18 protein-coding genes are annotated in these 20,723 nt (G+C 38.0%); 15 read left to right on the top strand and 3 right to left on the bottom strand.

The window, feature by feature from the left end; translation table 11 throughout:
• Positions 1 to 440: 440 nt before the first annotated feature.
• The 3 genes from HEQ28_RS00385 (at position 441) to HEQ28_RS00375 (ending at position 2,505) form a co-directional block, all read left to right on the top strand.
• Positions 441 to 917: an RNA polymerase sigma factor gene (locus HEQ28_RS00385; RefSeq protein WP_434503225.1), complete on the top strand. Its 477-nt coding sequence runs from the start codon at positions 441 to 443 to the stop codon at positions 915 to 917.
• 12 nt (positions 918 to 929) lie between these two features.
• The gene (locus tag HEQ28_RS00380; RefSeq protein WP_434503224.1) at positions 930 to 1,517 is read left to right on the top strand and encodes a hypothetical protein; all 588 of its coding nucleotides are present in this window, start codon (positions 930 to 932) and stop codon (positions 1,515 to 1,517) included.
• 163 nt (positions 1,518 to 1,680) lie between these two features.
• Positions 1,681 to 2,505: a hypothetical protein gene (locus tag HEQ28_RS00375; RefSeq protein ID WP_434503223.1), complete on the top strand. Its 825-nt coding sequence runs from the start codon at positions 1,681 to 1,683 to the stop codon at positions 2,503 to 2,505.
• A 53-nt stretch (positions 2,506 to 2,558) separates the two neighbouring features.
• On the opposite strand, the gene HEQ28_RS00370 is transcribed toward HEQ28_RS00375, so the two are convergent.
• Entirely contained in the window at positions 2,559 to 3,332 is a 774-nt protein-coding gene (locus HEQ28_RS00370; protein ID WP_434503222.1) for a GIN domain-containing protein, read from the bottom strand.
• Between the two features lie 145 nt (positions 3,333 to 3,477).
• Between HEQ28_RS00370 and epsC the strand changes: the two genes are divergently transcribed.
• The 12 genes from epsC (at position 3,478) to HEQ28_RS00310 (ending at position 18,570) form a co-directional block, all read left to right on the top strand.
• On the top strand, positions 3,478 to 4,422 hold the full coding sequence (gene epsC / locus HEQ28_RS00365; RefSeq protein ID WP_434503221.1) for a serine O-acetyltransferase EpsC: 945 nt from the start codon (positions 3,478 to 3,480) through the stop codon (positions 4,420 to 4,422).
• Positions 4,406 to 6,028 (top strand): THUMP domain-containing class I SAM-dependent RNA methyltransferase, encoded by a 1,623-nt coding sequence (locus HEQ28_RS00360; protein ID WP_434503220.1) that lies wholly within the window; start codon positions 4,406 to 4,408, stop codon positions 6,026 to 6,028. The genes epsC and HEQ28_RS00360 overlap by 17 nt, the downstream gene beginning before the upstream one ends.
• 6 nt (positions 6,029 to 6,034) lie before the next feature.
• Positions 6,035 to 8,209, top strand: a complete 2,175-nt coding sequence (locus HEQ28_RS00355; protein ID WP_434503219.1) for a S9 family peptidase — start codon at positions 6,035 to 6,037, stop codon at positions 8,207 to 8,209.
• Positions 8,210 to 8,249: 40 nt separating this feature from the next.
• Positions 8,250 to 9,518 (top strand): phosphoribosylamine--glycine ligase, encoded by a 1,269-nt coding sequence (purD, locus tag HEQ28_RS00350; RefSeq protein ID WP_434503218.1) that lies wholly within the window; start codon positions 8,250 to 8,252, stop codon positions 9,516 to 9,518.
• 21 nt (positions 9,519 to 9,539) lie between these two features.
• Positions 9,540 to 10,481: a hypothetical protein gene (locus tag HEQ28_RS00345; protein ID WP_434503217.1), complete on the top strand. Its 942-nt coding sequence runs from the start codon at positions 9,540 to 9,542 to the stop codon at positions 10,479 to 10,481.
• Positions 10,457 to 11,689, top strand: coding sequence for a metal ABC transporter solute-binding protein, Zn/Mn family (locus tag HEQ28_RS00340; RefSeq protein WP_434503216.1), 1,233 nt, complete (start codon positions 10,457 to 10,459; stop codon positions 11,687 to 11,689). The genes HEQ28_RS00345 and HEQ28_RS00340 overlap by 25 nt, the downstream gene beginning before the upstream one ends.
• Positions 11,686 to 12,384, top strand: coding sequence for a metal ABC transporter ATP-binding protein (locus tag HEQ28_RS00335; RefSeq protein WP_434503215.1), 699 nt, complete (start codon positions 11,686 to 11,688; stop codon positions 12,382 to 12,384). Before HEQ28_RS00340 ends, HEQ28_RS00335 begins: the two co-directional genes overlap by 4 nt.
• Positions 12,385 to 12,497: 113 nt before the next feature.
• Positions 12,498 to 15,842, top strand: a complete 3,345-nt coding sequence (locus HEQ28_RS00330; protein ID WP_434503214.1) for a protein O-mannosyl-transferase family — start codon at positions 12,498 to 12,500, stop codon at positions 15,840 to 15,842.
• 9 nt (positions 15,843 to 15,851) lie between these two features.
• On the top strand, positions 15,852 to 16,463 hold the full coding sequence (locus HEQ28_RS00325) for a polysaccharide deacetylase family protein (protein ID WP_434503213.1): 612 nt from the start codon (positions 15,852 to 15,854) through the stop codon (positions 16,461 to 16,463).
• On the top strand, positions 16,441 to 17,463 hold the full coding sequence (gene queG, locus HEQ28_RS00320; protein WP_434503212.1) for a tRNA epoxyqueuosine(34) reductase QueG: 1,023 nt from the start codon (positions 16,441 to 16,443) through the stop codon (positions 17,461 to 17,463). The genes HEQ28_RS00325 and queG overlap by 23 nt, the downstream gene beginning before the upstream one ends.
• Positions 17,444 to 18,187 (top strand): hypothetical protein, encoded by a 744-nt coding sequence (locus HEQ28_RS00315; RefSeq protein WP_434503211.1) that lies wholly within the window; start codon positions 17,444 to 17,446, stop codon positions 18,185 to 18,187. The genes queG and HEQ28_RS00315 overlap by 20 nt, the downstream gene beginning before the upstream one ends.
• Before the next feature lie 2 nt (positions 18,188 to 18,189).
• Positions 18,190 to 18,570 (top strand): hypothetical protein, encoded by a 381-nt coding sequence (locus HEQ28_RS00310; protein ID WP_434503210.1) that lies wholly within the window; start codon positions 18,190 to 18,192, stop codon positions 18,568 to 18,570.
• A gap of 48 nt (positions 18,571 to 18,618) precedes the next feature.
• Here the strand turns inward: HEQ28_RS00310 and glmM are convergent, their stop codons facing one another.
• Positions 18,619 to 20,010, bottom strand: a complete 1,392-nt coding sequence (glmM, locus tag HEQ28_RS00305) for a phosphoglucosamine mutase (protein ID WP_434503209.1) — start codon at positions 20,008 to 20,010, stop codon at positions 18,619 to 18,621.
• 11 nt (positions 20,011 to 20,021) lie between these two features.
• Complete coding sequence (locus tag HEQ28_RS00300; RefSeq protein WP_434503208.1) at positions 20,022 to 20,660, bottom strand: DUF4827 domain-containing protein; 639 nt, start codon at positions 20,658 to 20,660, stop codon at positions 20,022 to 20,024.
• Positions 20,661 to 20,723: the final 63 nt, after the last annotated feature.

Raw genomic sequence — 20,723 nt, 5'->3', positions numbered from 1 at the left:
TATTTGAGATTGTTTAGAATACCTTTAAAATCGTTATGTTGTGAATGTTGAAACTATATTCACGACATAACGATTACGTTTCTACGATATAAAGTTTGTATTCCATTGATATAAAGTTTGTACTACATTGACATAAAGTTTGTGTTCCTACGACATGATGTTTGAATATTGTCCTTAGTAAGTCTACATTTAGTTGTTATAGAGTCATGAATATTTATATTTAGGTTATCATTTTATCATAGCAAAACAATATTTTGACGTAACTAAACTTCAGGATATAGCTGCTTATATGATTTATTTACAGCACATTATCTTAAAAGCATAGCTTCGTAGCTAAATAAAAAATAATCACAGTGGGCTCAATTTTACAAAAAAACAGGGAAGTAATGTAATTTTTTAAATCATAATGCGTCTAAAGTATAGATTTTATTAAGAAACAGATGAATACGCTAGAAACAGAATTTGCGCAAATTGTCAAAGAGAACAAAAGCACAATATACACCGTATGCTATATGTTCTCAAAAGACACAGATGAAGTGAATGACCTTTTCCAAGAAGTGCTTGTAAACTTATGGAAAGGAATGAGCTCCTTTAAAGGACGAAGTGATATACGCACGTGGATATATCGCATAGCCCTGAACACGTGTATCTCTATGGACCGAAAGAAAAAGATAAAAACCATACCACTAAGTATGGATGCTAATCTATTCCAAGACCAGGACGAAGATACTAAACAGGTGAAACTACTTCACGGCAGAATCAACAAGTTACAGCCTTTCGACAAAGCGATAGTATTGCTATGGCTAGAGAACATAAGCTATGACGAAATTGGTGAAATCGTGGGAGTATCAACTAAGAACGTAGCATCACGCCTTTTCAGAATAAAGGAGAAACTAAGAAGTATGTCTAACGATTAAACAAAAAGCAAAATGGAAAAAGATATTAATATAGAAGAATTTGAAACGATGAAAAAACAACTTGAAGTATTAAAAGACAAGTTGGATAAAGAAACTATCATCAATGAACAACTAATGCGCAAGGCAATGAAAGAAAAAGTGTCTAAATTGCATAAAGACGCGATTATCATTTGTTGTGTAGCTCTTTTTGGAATACCATACTGCACATGGGCATTTTCATTCATGCACTTATCTGTATTATTTATGGTTATGACGGATATATTTTTAGCCGTTGCTATTATATATTCATACATCACTCACAAGGGATTAAAAGCCAACGACTTACTAGACGGCAATCTAATTGAAGTGAGTCACAAGATTATAAAAATGAGACGTCTTGAATCACTATGGCTTAGATTCAGCATTCCGTTTATAACGATATGGTTTGCATGGTTCATATATGAAGTTGTGAAACAAAGCGGAGACGAAGCCATTAGTATGGCTATTGGAGGAGTTGTCGGAGGCATCATAGGCGGAACAATCGGAGTCAGCAAATATCGCAAGAGTAGAAAAAAGACTAACGAAATATTGCTTCAGATAGAAGAACTTACAAGTAAATAAAAAATCATCTCATGAATTTTACATCAGATTGATTTGGAATATCCGAGTTATGCTATAACTCGGATATTTTTTTATTACACAAATGATATTTTTAAGCAACTGTATATTAGAATTTATATTTTTTAATTAACTTTGTACCATTTTACAATTAACAAGCATTAGCATGAAAAAGACAATTCTAACATTAAGCATGCTACTACTATTATTCAGTAGTACTTATGCACAAGAGAACAAGGTATTTAATCACATCGGTTTAGGTCTGGGAGTAGGAACAACCGGAATAACGATAGATCTTGCCGCACCGGTTACAAAATATCTTGACATACGTGCTGGGATGGACATTATGCCAAGTTTTAAATACGGAACTTCATTAGATTTAAATATAAGTGAATCTGATCGCGAAAAAGCAAAACAAGCTGGGCATACAGTACCTAACAGTATTGATGTCGAAGGCGATAACACTTCTGGAAGTTTTCATTTTATGCTTGACCTATTTCCATTCAAAGGTTCAAGTTTTCATATTACTGCAGGAGCTTATATTGGCAAGGATAAAATCATAAACGTATATAACAAATATGATAAGGACTTAGCTGAAGTTGTTGCGTACAATAACGCTGTAGCATCAAATCCACTTGCACAAACACTTGGATTAAAACAAGTAGGTGTTCAACTTGGCGACTACCTGCTATCTCCATACCAGACATCAGAAGGTGGACATGTAGAAGCTAACATTAAAGTGACAAAATTTCGTCCTTACATCGGAATTGGTTTTGGAAGAGCTGTTCCGCAAAAGCACAGACTTGCACTACAGTTTGACCTTGGAACACAACTATGGGGAACTCCAAAAGTTTACATGTTGGGCTTGAATGGAGAAAAAGAATTAACTGAAAAAGACGCAAATGGCAATGATGGTGGATTAATCAAGACATTAAGTAAGATTACTGTTTATCCATGTATGACCCTACGCCTTAACGGAAGAATATTTTAATGTAACATTCTCCACGACAACAATTTAGTGTCGTGGAGAATGTCTCTTTTTATTTAATTTTTAGCCTTAACCGACAGTTCGTCAGTATCAATATCACCAGTACCATGTTCGCTCTTTTCAAGGACAGAGACATCGCCCTTGATAGTGATGTCACCAGTACCCTGAAGATTAGCATTCACTTTACCACATTTATCCATTCTGACATCAATATCTCCAGTACCCTGTAAAGAAAGAACGGTATCCTTTACTTTATGGCAAGATGCTTTCACGTCACCAGTTCCCTGCAAGAATATCTTTGCAGTGATCGCCTCTAAGCTCTTTACTTCTACATCTCCAGTACCCTTTACCTTCGTATCAAAATTATCACAGACAAGATTATCAATATAAGCGCCACCAACACCAGATAAATCAATCAACATATTGTCTGTGTCAACTTTCTTCGCATGAAAATCGGTCACGCCCTTAACACTGACAGCCACTAGATTAGGAGAACTTATATATACTTTCACTCCATCATTCTTACCAATACCATTTAAGAACGAGCAGAATTTAGTTTCAGTAGAAAAAACTAAAGCATTACCCTTAAATTCCACTTTGATGCGTTCTACTTCTTCCTTTGGTCCCTCAATGCGAACACCCAAAGTATCAGACTGCTTGAAATATATGTCACCAACAATATCAGCAGAAACAGAATCAAAACTATGAGCTTTGATGACACGAGTTATCTGCGGTCCTTCATTCCGTCTGTCCAAACTACAACTAGCGTTGCATGATGATAATATCAACATAACAACAGCGGTAAATAACAATGATATTACTTTCTTCATAACAAAACATTTTAATGATTTCTGAGTATAAGACGTAATATATGATAAAAATGTTGCAGAGATATCTGAAAATAAATAGATTTATTTTGCGCAATGCAAGTTTTAGTGTATCTTTGCACAAACAATATATATTGACACAAAAAAGATGAGTAAATGCAATCGGACTCATGTTCTGACACAAACCGTAAATGATTTGTCGGAAACAGAGTCGCTAAAAGGTCTATTTCATCAGCATCGCGACGGTGATCCGTTACCTTCGGGCAAGGCGCTCGAGGAGATAATTGATTTATCACGAGCAATAATATTTCCTGGTTACTACGGGAAATCATCAGTAAATTCGAAAACTATCAAATATCACATTGGTGTCAATGTGGAAAGACTTCAGAAGTTGCTCTCCGAGCAGATTCTTGCAGGTTTGTGCTTTGCAGATTGCGTAGAGGAAGAAGATGACTACGATACACATTGCGAAAAGCGCAAAAAGGCAGAAGATTTATCTGCAAAACTTATTTGCAAACTTCCAGAAATAAGAAAGACTTTAGCAACTGATGTTGTTGCAGCATACAATGGAGATCCAGCAGCGGAAAGCTTTGCTGAGATTATTGCTTGTTATCCAGTAATAAAAACTCTTACCAATTACAGAATTGCTCATGAACTATATGTAATGGAAGTGCCTCTTATTCCACGAATGATGACAGAAATGGCTCATTCTGAAACAGGTGTTGACATCCATCCAGGAGCACAAATAGGCAAATACTTCACAATAGACCATGGAACAGGTGTAGTAATTGGAGCGACATGTATTATCGGTAATAACGTGAAACTTTATCAAGGAGTTACACTTGGTGCAAAGAGTTTTCCTATGGATGAAGGAGGGAACCCTATAAAGGGAGTTCCACGTCACCCTATTCTTGAAGACAACGTGATCGTTTATGCCAATGCTACTGTTCTTGGTAGAATAACCATAGGCAAAAGCTGTGTCATCGGTGCCAACACATGGGTTATGGAAGACATGAAACCCAAGACAAGGAAATACAAGAAGATTAAACAAGATTTATTAGATATACAATATAACAATGGAACAGGAATTTGAACTCATAGCCAAGACTTTTATGGGACTAGAGCCCGTTTTGGCTCAGGAGCTCACCCAGCTGGGTGCTAACAAAGTACACATCGGACGAAGAATGGTTTCGTTCACAGGTGACAAGGAAATGATGTATCGTGCAAACTTTCAACTACACACCGCAATCAGAATACTTAAGCCAATAGCACATTTCAAGGCTAGCTCAGCTGAAGACATGTATGAAGAAGTCAAGAAGATTGACTGGAGCGAATATATAGAAAAAGGAAAAACTTTTTCTGTTGACTCTGTTGTTTATTCTGAGGAATTCAGAAACTCAAGATTCGTTACCTATAAGGTGAAGGATGCAATAGTTGACCAATTCAGGGAGAAGACTGGCACACGCCCAAACATAAGCGTTAGCAACCCTGATATCCGCCTGAACATTCATGTTGCTGAAGACGCTGCCACATTGAGCCTTGACTCTAGTGGTGAAAGTTTGCACCGTCGTGGATATCGTCAAGAGAGCGTAGAAGCACCGCTTAACGAGGTTCTTGCAGCTGGAATGGTTTTAATGACTGGTTGGAAAGGTGAGACCGACTTCATTGATCCGATGTGCGGTTCTGGTACAATTCTTATTGAGGCTGCACTTATTGCACGCAACATAAGCCCTGGAGTGTTCAGAAAGGAATTTGCTTTCGAAAAATGGCCTGATTACGATCAAGAACTTTTCGACAAGATATACAACGACGATTCACAGGAAAGAAAATTCGAACACCATATCTATGGATATGATATTGATATGAAAGCTGTTAACACAGCACGCCTTAACGTAAAAGCTGCTGGTTTAACTAATGAGATCAGCGTTGATAATCAGGATTTCAAAAATTTCAAGAAGCCTGCTGAGCAAAGCATTATCATTATGAATCCACCTTACGGAGAACGTATTTCAACACCTAACCTTCTTGGTTCTTACAAGATGATTGGTGAAAGACTGAAACACGAATTCGGTGGAAACGAGGCATGGATACTAAGCTATCGTGAAGAGTGCTTCGACCAGATTGGTTTGAAACCAAGCATCAAGTTCCCTGTATACAACGGAAGTCTGGAATGTGAGTTTAGAAAATATTCTCTCTTCGACGGCAGAATGAAGGAATTCAGGGCAGAAGGCGGCATCGTCAAGACTGATAGAGAGAAACAGGAAATGGCTCAAAAACATAGATTCAGAGCTGTTCGTGAATTCAAGACCAGAATTGACGAAGAAAGTAATAACGAAGAAGGCGACATACGCTCGTTTACTTTCCACAAGCATGAGATCGGTGATTTCGCAGGTGGAAGAAAGCGCATTGATCACAACGACAGCCGCAGCGGAGGATTCGGTGGAAGACGTGATGACAAACGTGGAGGCTTTGGAGACAGACACGATGATAAACGCGGAGGGTTTGGCGGAAGACGTGACGACAAACGTGGAAGCTATGGCGACAGACACGATGATAAGCGTGGAGGGTTTGGCGGAAGACGTGATGACAAACCTGGAAGCTATGGTGACAGAAAGAAGTTTGAAGGCAAAAAGTTTGGCGATAAAGACAAACGTGGCGGCTTTGAAAAATCAAGAACTCACGTTGACAGTGAAGATTAAATAATTATGAAAAAGATATTTGTTTTTATCTTAGCGATGATTGCGACAACTACGTATGCACAGGGATTGAAGACGCTAACGCTTGAAGATTTAAATTTCGGTGGCAGCAACTACCACAACATGGTTCCAAAACACCGATATACTACTTGGTGGGGCAATGAGCTTATCAGAACAGATGTTGAGGATTGCTATATCGTTGACAAAAATACAGGCATAGAAACAGAGCTTTTCTCATTGGAAAGTATAAACAAATGGAGCGGAATGAATCTGCATCATTTGTACGACATTACGTTTCCTGAAGCAGGCAAGACACAAGTTTTGCTTAACGACGGTAAGAAACAGATGCTTTTTGACTGGAAAGCTAAAACTGAGATCTGGCACACTGACAACAATTTTAACGGGAGCACACAGGCTAGTAATTTTAATTACACTTCTAGAGCAACCGCTTACGTTAAGGATTGTCAGTTACACATAGTAAACGCAAAAGGTAAAGACAAACAACTTACTACTGACGGAAGTCGAAACATAGTATATGGTCAAAGCGTTCATCGTGACGAATTTGGCATAAATGGAGGTTTATATTGGAGTAATGACGGCAAAAAGTTGGCATTCTACCGAATGGACCAAAGTATGGTTACAGACTTTCCGTTGGTAAACATTCCTGAACTAGACTGGAAACCAGCTGAGGGCGAAAGCAGAATAGCTACACCAGCACCAGAAAAATATCCTATGGCTGGAGAAAAAAGTCACAAGGTTACTGTTGGAGTTTACGATATGAATACGGGGAACGTGATTTATCTTGATGCAGGAGACCCTACAGATAGATATTTTACGAACATAGCATGGAGTCCTGACAATAAGACTATATACATGTTTGAACTGAACCGTGATCAAAACGATTGTAGACTGGTAAGCTATAATGCAGAGAACGGCAAGAAGATTGCCGAACTTTACAGAGAGACAGACAATAAATATGTAGAACCGCTCCACCCTATTACTTTCCTTCCTTGGGACAGCAGCAAATTCATAATGTGGAGTCAGAAAGATGGATATACTCATTTATACCTATTTAATAATAAAGGCAAACAACTAAAACAGATAACTAAAGGTAAATGGGTTGTTTTGAACTTTCTTGGTTTTGACCAGAAGCACAAGAGTATTACGATTGAGTCTAATGAATTAAGTCCTATACAAAAGAACATATTCATTGTAAGTTTGGAGACTGGCAAGCGTGCGCTTATGGACGACAACGGAATAGGTTGGCATACTGGTAGTGTAAGCCCTGACGGCCAATATATAGTAGATAGTTACCAGACGCCAACTATACCAAACAACATAGCAATTGTAAATACAGCAAACGGAAAACGAACAAGCTATTACAAAGCAGAGGATCCTTGGAAGGGATATACTGTTCCTACTTACGAGTGCGGAACTATAAAAGCCGCAGACGGAGTTACAGACTTATATTACAGAATGGTTAAACCTTTGAATTTCGATCCAAATAAGAAATATCCAACTATCGTATATGTTTATGGAGGACCTCATGCACACAATATTGATGCACGTTGGCACTATTGCAGTCGTGGCTGGGAAACATACATGGCTGAAAAAGGTTACTTGCTATTTATCCTTGACAATCGTGGAAGCGAGAACAGAGGAAAAGACTTTGAACAAGTAACATTCAGACATCTTGGCGAAGAAGAAATGAAAGACCAAATGAAAGGTGTTGATTTCTTGAAAAGTCTACCTTATGTAGATGCAGAACGCATGGGAATACACGGTTGGAGTTTTGGTGGCTTCATGACTACAAACCTGATGACTACATATCCAGATGTATTCAAAGTAGGTGTAGCCGGAGGACCAGTAATAGACTGGAGATGGTATGAGGTTATGTATGGCGAGCGCTATATGGATACACCACAAACAAATCCTGAAGGATATGCTAATTGTAGCCTGCTACCAAAAGCTAAGAATCTTAAAGGAAAGTTGCAGATCATCATTGGATTAAACGATCCTGTTGTTGTACCTCAGCATGCTTTCTCATTTCTAAAGGCTTGCATTGCAGCCGGAACACAACCCGACTTCTTTGTATATCCTGGAGAACCACACAATATGAGAGGTCATCAGAGCACTCACCTTCACGAAAGAATATCTCAATACTTCTTTGATTACTTAAAATGAAACTAATAAATGTCCCATCATAAGGGCGAAAAAGAGACTTATGAAAATATTATTACTCGGTGGAGGCGGCCGTGAACACGCCTTGGCTTGGAAGATTGCTCAAAGCAACAAATGTAGTAAACTGTTTATTGCACCAGGAAATGCTGGAACAGCTAACTGCGGAGAAAACATTGACATAAAAGCCGATGACTTTGAGAGTCTGAAGAAGTTCTGTGTCGACAATAATATCGACATAGTTGTAGTAGGCCCTGAAGATCCTTTGGTAAAGGGAATTTATGATGATTTCAAAAATGACGAGCGAACAAAAGACATTCCTGTTATTGGTCCTTCAAAGGCAGGTGCTGTTCTTGAAGGTAGCAAGGATTTCGCAAAAGGATTCATGCAGCGTCATAACATTCCGACCGCAAAATACAAGACTTTTGATGGAACAAACATTGGGGAAGGTCTGAAGTTTCTAGAAACATTAAAAGCACCTTACGTATTAAAGGCTGATGGTCTTTGCGCAGGAAAGGGAGTTTTGATACTTCCTACTCTTGATGAAGCTAAAAAGGAATTTCAGGAAATGCTCGGCGGTATGTTTGGTAACGCCAGTGCACAAGTTGTTATTGAAGAGTTTTTAAGTGGAATTGAATGTTCTGTTTTCGTTCTCACAGACGGAAAGAACTATAAAATTCTACCAGAAGCAAAAGATTATAAGAGAATAGGTGAACATGATACAGGTTTGAATACTGGTGGTATGGGCAGTGTAACACCTGTTCCATTCGCAACGAAAGAATGGATGGCGAAAGTAGATACACGTATCATAAAGCCAACAGTAGAAGGACTTGCGGAAGAAGGTATTGAGTACAAAGGCTTCATTTTCTTCGGATTGATAAATGTAGAAGGTGAACCAATGGTTATTGAATACAACTGCCGAATGGGTGATCCTGAGACTGAGAGTGTGATGCTAAGATTGAAGAGCGACATTGTTGATCTATTTGATGGTGTAGCAAAAGGCGACTTAGACAAACGCGAAATAGAATTTGACGAGAGAGCTGCTGTTTGCGTAATGCTTGTAAGCGGTGGCTATCCAGAAGAATATGTAAAGGGATATCCTATCAACGGAATCAATGATGTTGATGGAAGCATTGTATTCCATAGCGGAACAGCACTTAAAGACGGTCAGGTTCTTACCAATGGAGGTCGTGTTATTGCGGTTTCATCTTATGGAAAGGACAAGGAAGATGCTCTACAAAAGAGTTTCAAGGAAGCTCAGAAAATCGAATTTAAAGATAAATACTTTAGAAGAGATATAGGTAAAGACCTATAAATAAAATAAGGGTAATAGAAATTGAGAAATAAAAGAAGACAGGAAAGATTTGCATTAAGCCGTTTCGCTCTACCTGTTACAGCAATATACGGAGCACTGGCAACATTAGCTGCCGGTGTAATAGAACAAGAGCTGTGGTTACAGACCACAGCTTTGTTTGCTGCAACCATAATGATGGTATTCATGAACAATCGCTACTCATTGATACGTGTATATAGCAGAATGGTATCTTGCTCATATCTTGTATTGATGACCATGGCAACATTCTTATTTCCATCAATACATGGTGCTATTATCGAAGTGGCATTCATTGCGGCATGCATGTTTCTTTTTAATGCCTATCAAAACCCACATGGAGCAGGTGCAGTATTTTATGCTTTTGCAATGATAGGGATATCAAGCATTTTCTTCGTTCAGATATTGTATTATGTACCTATATTATGGTTCATCCTAGCAACCAACATCTTGGCACTAAGCACAAGAACAATTGCTGCATCAATAATAGGACTGATTATACCATATTGGTTTGTGGCTGGCTATTATGCATCAACAGGTAATATGCAAGCATTCATTGACCATTTCTGTGACCTTGCGAAATTCGGAAAGTTATTTGATTACAGTATGATAAACAATCATCAGGCTGTAACGTTCATATTCATTGCCATACTAGGAATAACTGGAACAATACATTTTCTGCGTAATAGTTACAACGATAAAATAAAAACAAGAATGCTATATGAAAGTTTTATAGCTTTCGAAATAGCAACAATAGTATTCACGATACTTCAGCCTCAGCATTTTGATTTTCTGTTAAGGATACTTATTATAAGTACAGCTGCACTGATAGGTCACTTTATTACGCTGACACATACGTGGATAACCAATATAGCGTTTCATTTAATAATAGTAATAACACTACTCATAACAGCTTATAACTTATGGATGCCATCATTGACTTTCTAATTAACTGGGGATATTGGGGCATTCTTATTGCCGCATTCTTAGCGGGTAGTATTCTTCCTTTCAGCAGTGAGGCTGTGATGTTGGGACTATTAGCAGCAGGGCTGAAGCCTTGGCCATTAATAATATACGGAACTATTGGAAACGTACTTGGTTCCATGTTCAACTATGCCATAGGTCATCTAGGGCGTATGGATTGGATAGAAAAATATTTGCACATTAAACCAAAGAGCCTTGAGAAAGCGCAACGATTTATGGAAGGACGAGGTGCATGGGTGGGATTTTTTTCTTTCATCCCAGTAGTTGGAGACGCAATACCTATCGTTTTGGGACTAATGAGATCAAATTTAACAATATCTATAATAAGCATAACATTGGGTAAAGCTCTAAGATATATTATATTGGTATTCTCCGTAATATCACTGACATCATGCGTTGGTCCATCAAAGACCAACAAGAGAATGATTACTGTTACCATCGAACCATTAAGATATTTTACTGAGCAAATAGCTGGAAATAAGTTTGATGTAGCTACAATGGTCCCCAACGGCAGTAGTCCTGAGACTTACGAACCAACAGCCAAGCAAATGGTTAAACTTTCAGGAAGTGATCTTTATATAAAAGTTGGTAATATTGGGTTTGAGCGTACATGGATGAAGAAACTTGAAAGCAATGCTCCACACACTATTATCATAAATTCATCTGAAGGAATAATCTTACAAAAGAATAGAAACGGAATTCCTGATCCACATGTATGGATGAGTACATCAAACGCAAAGATAATAGTAAGAAACATTTATAGAGCACTTGCAGAGATTGACTCAAAAGACAGCATATATTTTAAAAGCAACCTAACAAAATTGCTGGAAAAAATAGAGATTACAAATATAAATGTAAGAGAAAGTATTTCAAAAAACAAAACTCTCACATTCCTTATATACCATCCTGCATTGACATATTTTGCAAGAGACTATGGACTGAAGCAGATTGCTATTGAGGAAGAAGGTCGAGAACCTAGTGCTGCACAACTACAACAAACGATTTCGACAGCAAAGCAGAAAAGAGTTAAGGTTCTTTTTGTGCAGAAAGAATTCACAAATCGTAATACCGAAATTGTAGAAGAAGGCACCAATGCAAAAAAGGTAGAGATAAATCCACTTTCGTATAACTGGAATAAAGAAATGGAAGACATTGCAAAGAAACTGAAATGAGCAATACAATAATTGACATAAAAAACATAACAGCAAAATATTCTCAGAAAATCGCACTTGAAAACGCGTCGCTGAAAGTTCTTGATGATGACTATCTTGGCATCATAGGACCTAACGGTGGCGGCAAAACGACTCTAATGAAAATCATTCTGGGAATGATGAAACCAGACTCAGGAAGCGTTACATTCTATCGAAACGGTGAGAAAACTGATAATATCAATATGGGATACCTACCACAATATACTGATATTGACAGAAAGTTTCCCATATCAGTGTATGACGTAATACTGTCTGGATTGAAGAAAAAGCTCTTCAAGAAATACACAAAAGAACAATTGAATCAAGTTCAACAAACAATTATTGATATGGAACTTGAAGAACTGCAACATAACCATATCGGCACACTCAGTGGCGGACAGCTTCAAAGAGTGCTACTGGCTAGAGCTATAGTATCAAAACCAGAAGTGCTTATCCTTGATGAACCAAACACATATATAGACAAACGATTCCAAGAGCAAATGTACGAAATGTTGAATGAGATAAACAAGTACTGCGCTATCATAATCGTAAGTCACGACATAGCCGAGATAATGAATAACGTGAAGCATATCGCATGCGTAAATAAAAGTTTGCATTATCATGCAGACAATGATATGCCAATGCAAAAATTGGAAGAACATTTCCTGAGAATTTAAAAAAATCAAATATTAGAACATTATCACACACACGTATATTGTTTTCCGATTTAAAATACTATCTTTGCAAAATACTATAATATTGAAATTCAAAACTTATTGATATTTAATAAATGAAACAGTACAGATTAGTAGACAATGCACTTGGATGGCTTGCATTCCTTATTGCAGCATTCGTTTATTGTTCTACAATTGAGCCGACAGCCAGTTTCTGGGACTGCCCTGAGTTTATCACTACGGGTTATAAACTTGAAATCGGTCACCCACCAGGCGCACCATTCTTTATGCTTACAGCAAACTTGTTCTCACAGTTTGTAAGCAATCCTTCACAAGTAGCTCGCATGGTAAACACCATGAGCGCATTGCTTAGCGCAACAACGATAATGTTCCTATTCTGGTCCATTACTCATTTGACGCGTAAGTTAATAATGAAGGATTGGAACGAACTTACGACAGCCAAGACTATAATAATAGAAGGCTCAGGACTTGTAGGCGCGTTGATTTACGCATTCAGTGATACATTCTGGTTCTCTGCCGTAGAAGGTGAAGTTTATGCTTACTCTTCGGCTTTTACAGCCATCGTATTCTGGTTGATATTAAAATGGGAAGACCATGCCGACGAACCTCACAGTGACCGTTGGTTAATATTGATTACCTATATGACCGGTCTGAGTATTGGAGTTCACTTGCTAAACCTGCTTTGTATTCCTGCCATTGTGCTAGTTTACTGCTACCGCAAATTCCCAAAGATGGAACTCAAAGGCTCACTTATAGCCCTAGTTATATCATTTGTAATCGTAGCTGCTGTATTATACGGAATTGTTCCGGGAATTATAACAGTAGGTGGATGGTTTGAACTATTTTTCGTAAATGTATTGGGATGTCCTTTCAATACAGGTGAGATAGTATACATCATACTTCTTGTCGCAACTGTTGTTTGGGCAATATACGAGAGTTATTCTGAAACAAATGAGAAACGTAGCAACATATCATTCGTAGCTTCATTTGCAATGCTTGGTATTCCTTTCTACGGATACGGTTGGACTGCTGTTGCAATAGGCGCAGTAGTACTCATCGCATTGTGGTTTGGTTTGAACTATAAGCATACAGTCGATAAGAAACGAGTAAGCTATGTAACTTCACGAACTAAGAACACCGCATTGCTATGCATGCTTATGCTTATGATAGGTTATTCCAGCTATGCACTAATCGTGATTCGTTCTGCAGCTAACCCTCCTATGGACCAGAACTCTCCTGAGGATATATTCACACTTGGAAATTATCTGAGCCGTGATCAATATGGAGATCGTCCTCTGCTATACGGACAGGCATATACTTCACAAGTATCCCTGAAAGTTGACGGAAGTGTGTGCAAGCCAGAGATGACTCAGGGCGCACCTATCTATAGTCGTAAGGAGAAAGCTAACGCTAATGAGAAAGACTCTTACTTCATAGTAAGCCATAAAAATAAATACCAATATGCCCAAAACATGTTGTTCCCACGTATGTATGACCAAGCTCATGCACAAGCATACGAAGACTGGATGGGTGGCGTAGACGGTTCTAACGTGGCTTACGACCGTTGTGGAGAAAATGTTAATGTGAAAGTTCCAAACCAGTTGGAGAATCTAAGATTCTTCCTATCATATCAATGTAACTTCATGTATTGGCGTTACTTTATGTGGAACTTTGCCGGACGTCAGAATGACATTCAAGGCAATGGTGAACTTGAACATGGAAACTGGATTACAGGTATTTCATTCCTTGACAAAGCACGTCTCGGAGATCAAAGCAAACTACCAGATGACTTGAAGAGTAATAAGGGTCACAACGTATTCTATTGCCTTCCATTGTTGCTTGGTATAATTGGTTTATTCTGGCAAGCATGGAGAGGACAACGTGGAATTCGCCAATTCTGGGTAGTATTCTTCCTGTTCTTCATGACAGGTCTTGCAATCGTTATATACCTTAACCAGACGCCAATGCAACCGCGAGAACGAGACTACGCTTATGCGGGCTCATTCTATGCATTCGCAATATGGTGCGGTATTGGTGTTGCAGCCATTTACGACTTAACAAAGAAGTATCTTCATGTAAGTGAACCGGTACTTGCAGCCGTAGTTTCACTGCTAGCTCTACTTGTTCCTATACAAATGGTAAGTCAGACATGGGATGATCACGATAGAAGTGGTAGATTTACATGTCGTGACTTTGGTCAAAACTACCTCATGACACTACAGGACAAGGGAAATCCTATCATATTCACTAATGGTGATAACGATACATTCCCATTGTGGTATAATCAGGAAGTAGAAGGAGTAAGAACAGACGCACGTGTTTGTAACTTAAGTTACCTACAGACTGACTGGTATATTGACCAGATGAAACGTCCAGCATACAAATCTACTGCTGTTCCTATCAGTTGGCCAAGAATCGACTTCTGTTCTGGAACAAATGAGTATGTACCTATTCAGGCCGATGCAAAGAAGCAGATACTAGAATTCTACAAAGAGAATCCTGTTCAGGCAAAGAAGCAGTTTGGTGACAATCCATTTGAACTGAAGAACATAATGAAGTATTGGGTACGTTCAAAGAATCCTGATATGCATTTCATCCCTACAGATACTGTCTATGTAACAATAGATAAGGAAGCTGTAAAGAAGAGCGGAATGATGATGGCTTCAGATACTATACCTGATAAGATGGTTATCTCTCTAGCGAAAAAAGATGCTCTTTATAAGGGTGACCTCATGATGCTTGAGATGATTTCACAATGTGATTGGACACGTCCAATATACGTAGCCTTAACTGTTGGCGAAGACAACTACATGAATCTTGGCGACAATTTCGTACAGGAAGGTCTTGCAAACCGTATCACTCCGTTCACAACTACCATTAATGGTAAACCGGCACCTGGTGCAAAGAACTTTGATACAGAGAAGACATACAACAACTTGATGAATCGATATAAGTTTGGCGGTCTTGAGACAAGAGGACTTTACATTGACGAGACTGTTATGAGAATGTGCTACACTCATCGTAGATTATTCGCACAGCTCGCTAAGCAGTTGATCATCGAGAAAAAGAATGCAAAAGCTCTTAAAGTACTTGAGAAATGTGAGAAGGTTCTTCCGTCATACAACATTCCAAACAACTATATGAGCGGAAGTCTTGACTTGGCTGAATGCTATGCAATGCTTGGCAAGAAGGAAAAGGCAAGGAAGTTGTTTAATGACGTATGGGAGAATGCCACACAATACATGGACTGGTATCTGTCATTGAGTAGCGACCACTTCTCTCAATCAATGAACGATTGTATACGTGAATTGACGATCATGCAACAAGCTAATGAAGTTGCTAACATGATTGATCCAAAACTCGCCAAGACTACTGGTAAACAATTCCAATATATGTTTAACATGTATCGCGGCAAAGGCGGTGTACTGCCACAACAATAAAGAATAGATATGTTTATAGAGCAACCAGCAAAATGGTTGCGCTGGATGTATCCCAGTGCGACTTGGAGAATGGACAAGAAAGAACATTCGGTTTATCTGACGTTTGATGACGGTCCAATCCCCGAGTCCACACCTTTCATTTTAAATACTCTTAGAGAGTTTGATGTAAAGGCAACATTCTTTATGGTGGGTGAAAATGTATTGAGACACCATGACCTATACAACAAAATCGTTGAAGAGGGACATCAGGTGGGTAACCATACATTTAATCATCTCGGCTCATTCAAGCATTGGACAATAACCTATGCTGAAAATACTGATCAAGCAAATGATTTAATTCACTCACACTTATTTAGACCACCACATGGATGGATGAGACACTCTGTATATTGGTGGCTAAAAAAGAAATACAAAGTAATAATGTGGGACTTGGTCACAAGAGATTATTCAAAATGGCTTGAAGCTGAAGATGTTGTAAACAATGTCAAACGATTTACCAGAAATGGTTCTATCATAACTTTCCACGATTCACTGAAGAGTATTGACAAATTAAAAACAGCACTTCCAGAATCAATAAAATGGTTAAAGGAACAAGGTTATGAATTTAAAACCTTTGAATAGTGTCTCACTTGCAGAGGCAATAAAAGCCGAGGCACAAAACCTCGGCTTTTTTGCATTTGGTATCGCAAAAGCCGAAGCTGTAGATGATAAAACCGCAAAGCACATAAAGAACTGGATTCAAAAAGGCAACTATGCCGATATGGATTACATGGCAAACTACACGGACAAACGACTTGATCCGAGATTGTTAATGAATGGAGTGAAGAGTATCGTCTGTGTAGCTCTTAACTATGCGCCTAAGAGGACTATAGAAAAAGGAGAATATCAACTTGCAGCCTATGCGCTTGGTAAAGATTATCACGACATAATAAAAGACAAATTAAGGCAACTTGCTCAAAAGTTTGGATTTGAAGATGAATTACATTCCGATAATCCACAAACCAACAAATGCAGGATATTCGTTGATTCAGGACCTGTATTAGAAAGATATTGGGCTGAAAAGGCAGGATTAGGATGGACTGGAAAGAATCATCAACTAATAATACCACATGCCGGAAGTATGTTCTTTCTTGGTGAATTATTTCTTGATGTCGAACTTGAATACGACTCCCCTATCAAGAGTAAGTGTGGTAAATGCCATAAATGTATTGACGCATGTCCCACTAATGCAATAACAGAAGATCATGAGATTAACGCCGAGCTTTGCCTATCATACCAAACAATAGAAAACCGTAGAGAAATAAGCGATAATTTGGCAAAGGAAATGGGAGACACAATATACGGATGCGATAAATGTCTCAATGCATGCCCATGGAATAGATTTGCCCAACCGAACGACACTCCTGAGCTTCAACCAAAAGAAGAACTTTTGAATATGACGAGGGAGAAATGGCAAAATCTGACAGAAGAAGAATATAGAGAATTATTTAAAGGTAGTGCTGTAAAAAGAGCAAAATACAAAGGACTAAAAAGAAATATTGATGCTCTGACTTGCAACAATAAAGAAAAAAAGCTAACTTTATACCCAAAACAACAAGACTATGACAAAAAGAGTGAATAGCTACCAAGCAACAGCTGCATTAACAAGAGCTTTTTTCGAGGCTTTCGGAACTGCGATCGTTGACAGCAAATACCCTGGCGACGATTTTGACGAAAAGAATAATCCAAGCAATATAAAACAAGCTATGCTGGAACATTATGAACAAATAGGAAACAATTTCATGGATATAATGTTACCAATTCTAATAAGACTTAACTACTCTGATGAAGAAAAGGTAGAGAGTGATATACAGAAGCTTTCAGCTGAAAAGAAACTAACAGTTCATGATTATTTAAAGTTTGCTTGTAAAACCACCAAACTGTACGAAGCAACAGTTGATGAATACAAGAGAAATATGGAATTACTTCTTGGTGGCATGTTCTCAACAATACCAGAGCACTTAGAACAATACACAAAAGGCATTCAGTTGGCTGAAATTGACGAGCCTAAAGCTATTCAGCTTATGGTGAGAACTATTATGAAAGCGTATGTAGCTGGAATAAAAACAGTAAAACCACATAAAATAAACCTAAATCAAATAACAATTCTAAGATTGCTACTTATAAATACGAATATACTAATCAACAACCATGCGTTGGAAAACGAAGATGGTGATTTGGTCGTACTCTTTGAAGAAGCATGCGGGAACGAAGATAACATCAACGTCCTTTTCAATACTCTTGATGACATGTATAAAGAATTCGCTGAAGACGATAGTTTTTCAAATAAAGAAAAGGCAAACTAAAAATGAAGGAAATAAAGATATTAATTATAATATCCCTTGCCATAATAATGGCAACTTCGTGTACTAAGAAAATACACACCAATGAAGTAAGCTTTAAAAAGGACTCCGTGTATTACGATAACAAACCGTTTACAGGAGAAATATGGACAGATGATGACAAGACTGGTAGTTTTAACACAGATAATGGTGTGTTGAAATCATTGAAATTCTATCATGATAACGGAAAAGTTGCTGTTGCTATGGAAATTAAAAACAACGGTAAACCAGAGACACATGTATATGACGACAAAGGTAATTCTACTGACCTCGTTTCGTTCCAACAAAAATATACAGATTTATGGATTAAGATAGCTTTGGTTCAAGGTGAATTTATGAGCAAATAAAAAAGTGCAATTCAAATAGAATTGCACTTTTTTGTATTTTAATATTGCTTATTGCATATCATAAACAACCTGCATAAGTTTTTTGCCTAAGGCATCTGCCTCATCCATTGTTGCAGCTTCACTGTAAACACGGATAATTGGCTCAGTATTACTTTTACGAAGATGTACCCACTTATTTGGGAAGTCAAGTTTAACTCCATCAATATCTGTAACTGTAACATCTTTTTCCTTACCATACATTTCCTTTACCTTAACAAGGATTGCATCTACATCAGTAGAAGGAGTAAGATCTATTCTATTCTTAGCAATACAATATTCTGGATATGTAGCACGAAGTTCGCTGATACGGCATCCCTTATGAGCTAGATTAGACAAGAACAAAGCTATACCAACAAGAGCATCACGACCATAGTGACTCTCAGGGTATATCACTCCACCATTGCCTTCACCACCGATAACAGCATTTACATCCTTCATCTTTGTGGTTACATTAACCTCTCCAACTGCAGCAGGAGTGTAAACACCACCATGCTTAACAGTAACATCACGAAGAGCACGAGTAGAACTCAAGTTTGACACAGTGTTACCAGGTGTGTTGCCCAAAACATAATCTGCTACAGAAACTAAAGTATATTCTTCACCAAACATTTTGCCATCCTCACATATAAATGCAAGACGGTCTACATCAGGATCTACAACGATACCCATATCATAACCACCCTTAGCTAGTTCACCCATAATACCACCAAGGTTTTTCTCTATTGGTTCTGGATTATGTGCGAAGTCACCATTAGCTTCTCCGTTAAGGAATTTATAATCTACTCCAAGAGCCTTTAATAGATCAGGAAGGATTACACCACCAACAGAATTTATTGAATCAACAACAACCTTAAAACCAGCTTTCTTGATTGCATCAACGTCAACAAGTTTCAAGTCCAACACACTATCAATGTGTCGTTTGTCAAAAGTATTATCTTCTTTGTATTTGCCTAGATTATCTACATCAGCAAAATCAAAATCTTCGCTTTCTGCAATAGCAAGCACCTCATTACCATCATCATTAGTTAGGAACTCACCTTCATTATTTAGTAATTTAAGAGCGTTCCAATGACGTGGGTTATGACTTGCAGTGATGATAATACCACCATCAGCTCCACTCATACGCACAGCAAGTTCTGTTGTCGGTGTTGTAGCAAGTCCAATGTTGATAACATCATATCCCATACCCATAAGAGTACCACAAACTACATTCTTAACCATTTCTCCTGAGATACGAGCATCACGTCCAACAACAATTATATTGCTGTCTGATTTCTTACTACGACGAATAAATGTTGCATAAGCCGAAGTAAACTTTACGATATCAAGGGGATTAAGGGTGTCACCAACATGTCCGCCGATAGTACCGCGGATGCCGGAAATAGATTTAATTAGTGTCATAAATTTATATGTTATCTACCTTTTTGCAATGTAAGTTCATACAGACAAGGATATACGTTACTTGATGCAATAGTAGTACCCTTAGCCGATGGAACAATTAATTTCACTTTAGCAATGTCACTTTCAGCAGACGCATAACGTGCGAGGTTGATATAAGCGAAAGGAACCAATAATCCTGCAGGAACTGATGTTGTACTATAATAACTGGCAAACAAACTTTCACCAGATACAAACTGTCCATAGAATGAACCAGAAATATCCCTTACATTCAAATGGTCTACTATTGCAGAATATTTAAGGACATCATTTGACAACAGAACAGAATCTGTCATAAGGTTAACCTCAGTAAATCTCATAAGAACAGGAGAAGTCTCACCACTCTTCAATCTAGAGCCAGTACCTTTCCTTACAATCTGCATATATACGCCAGAACTATTAAATAGCACATATTCATTTCTACTAACATTTGTTGTAGAATCCTGCGCAAAAAAAGTTGCTTCCGAAATTACATTAACGGCAGAATCAGCTATAAACTGGTTGATTGCCGAGCGTTCCTTTTTCTTCTTATCAGCATAAGTTTCCGTATTGCTACATGAACCGAAAATCATTATACCAACCAAAGCGAGAAGTGCAAATAAAGTTTTCTTCATCGTTAAATTTATAAATTACAATGGCAAAGATAATGCAAAAGTGCGACTTATCTTATCATTTTG

The sequence above is a fragment of the Prevotella sp. genome (genome assembly GCF_051059605.1).
In the GTDB taxonomy this organism is placed as follows: Bacteria; Bacteroidota; Bacteroidia; order Bacteroidales; family Bacteroidaceae; genus Prevotella.
This window is presented reverse-complemented; position numbering and strand designations above follow the sequence as displayed.

Coding starts and splice junctions, on each gene's coding strand:
- HEQ28_RS00385 (WP_434503225.1), top strand. CDS start 441: ATGAATACGCTAGAAACAGAATTTGCGCAAATTGTCAAAGAGAACAAA.
- HEQ28_RS00380 (WP_434503224.1), top strand. CDS start 930: ATGGAAAAAGATATTAATATAGAAGAATTTGAAACGATGAAAAAACAA.
- HEQ28_RS00375 (WP_434503223.1), top strand. CDS start 1,681: ATGAAAAAGACAATTCTAACATTAAGCATGCTACTACTATTATTCAGT.
- HEQ28_RS00370 (WP_434503222.1), bottom strand. CDS start 3,332: ATGAAGAAAGTAATATCATTGTTATTTACCGCTGTTGTTATGTTGATA.
- epsC (WP_434503221.1), top strand. CDS start 3,478: ATGAGTAAATGCAATCGGACTCATGTTCTGACACAAACCGTAAATGAT.
- HEQ28_RS00360 (WP_434503220.1), top strand. CDS start 4,406: ATGGAACAGGAATTTGAACTCATAGCCAAGACTTTTATGGGACTAGAG.
- HEQ28_RS00355 (WP_434503219.1), top strand. CDS start 6,035: ATGAAAAAGATATTTGTTTTTATCTTAGCGATGATTGCGACAACTACG.
- purD (WP_434503218.1), top strand. CDS start 8,250: ATGAAAATATTATTACTCGGTGGAGGCGGCCGTGAACACGCCTTGGCT.
- HEQ28_RS00340 (WP_434503216.1), top strand. CDS start 10,457: ATGGATGCCATCATTGACTTTCTAATTAACTGGGGATATTGGGGCATT.
- HEQ28_RS00335 (WP_434503215.1), top strand. CDS start 11,686: ATGAGCAATACAATAATTGACATAAAAAACATAACAGCAAAATATTCT.
- HEQ28_RS00330 (WP_434503214.1), top strand. CDS start 12,498: ATGAAACAGTACAGATTAGTAGACAATGCACTTGGATGGCTTGCATTC.
- HEQ28_RS00325 (WP_434503213.1), top strand. CDS start 15,852: ATGTTTATAGAGCAACCAGCAAAATGGTTGCGCTGGATGTATCCCAGT.
- queG (WP_434503212.1), top strand. CDS start 16,441: ATGAATTTAAAACCTTTGAATAGTGTCTCACTTGCAGAGGCAATAAAA.
- HEQ28_RS00315 (WP_434503211.1), top strand. CDS start 17,444: ATGACAAAAAGAGTGAATAGCTACCAAGCAACAGCTGCATTAACAAGA.
- HEQ28_RS00310 (WP_434503210.1), top strand. CDS start 18,190: ATGAAGGAAATAAAGATATTAATTATAATATCCCTTGCCATAATAATG.
- glmM (WP_434503209.1), bottom strand. CDS start 20,010: ATGACACTAATTAAATCTATTTCCGGCATCCGCGGTACTATCGGCGGA.
- HEQ28_RS00300 (WP_434503208.1), bottom strand. CDS start 20,660: ATGAAGAAAACTTTATTTGCACTTCTCGCTTTGGTTGGTATAATGATT.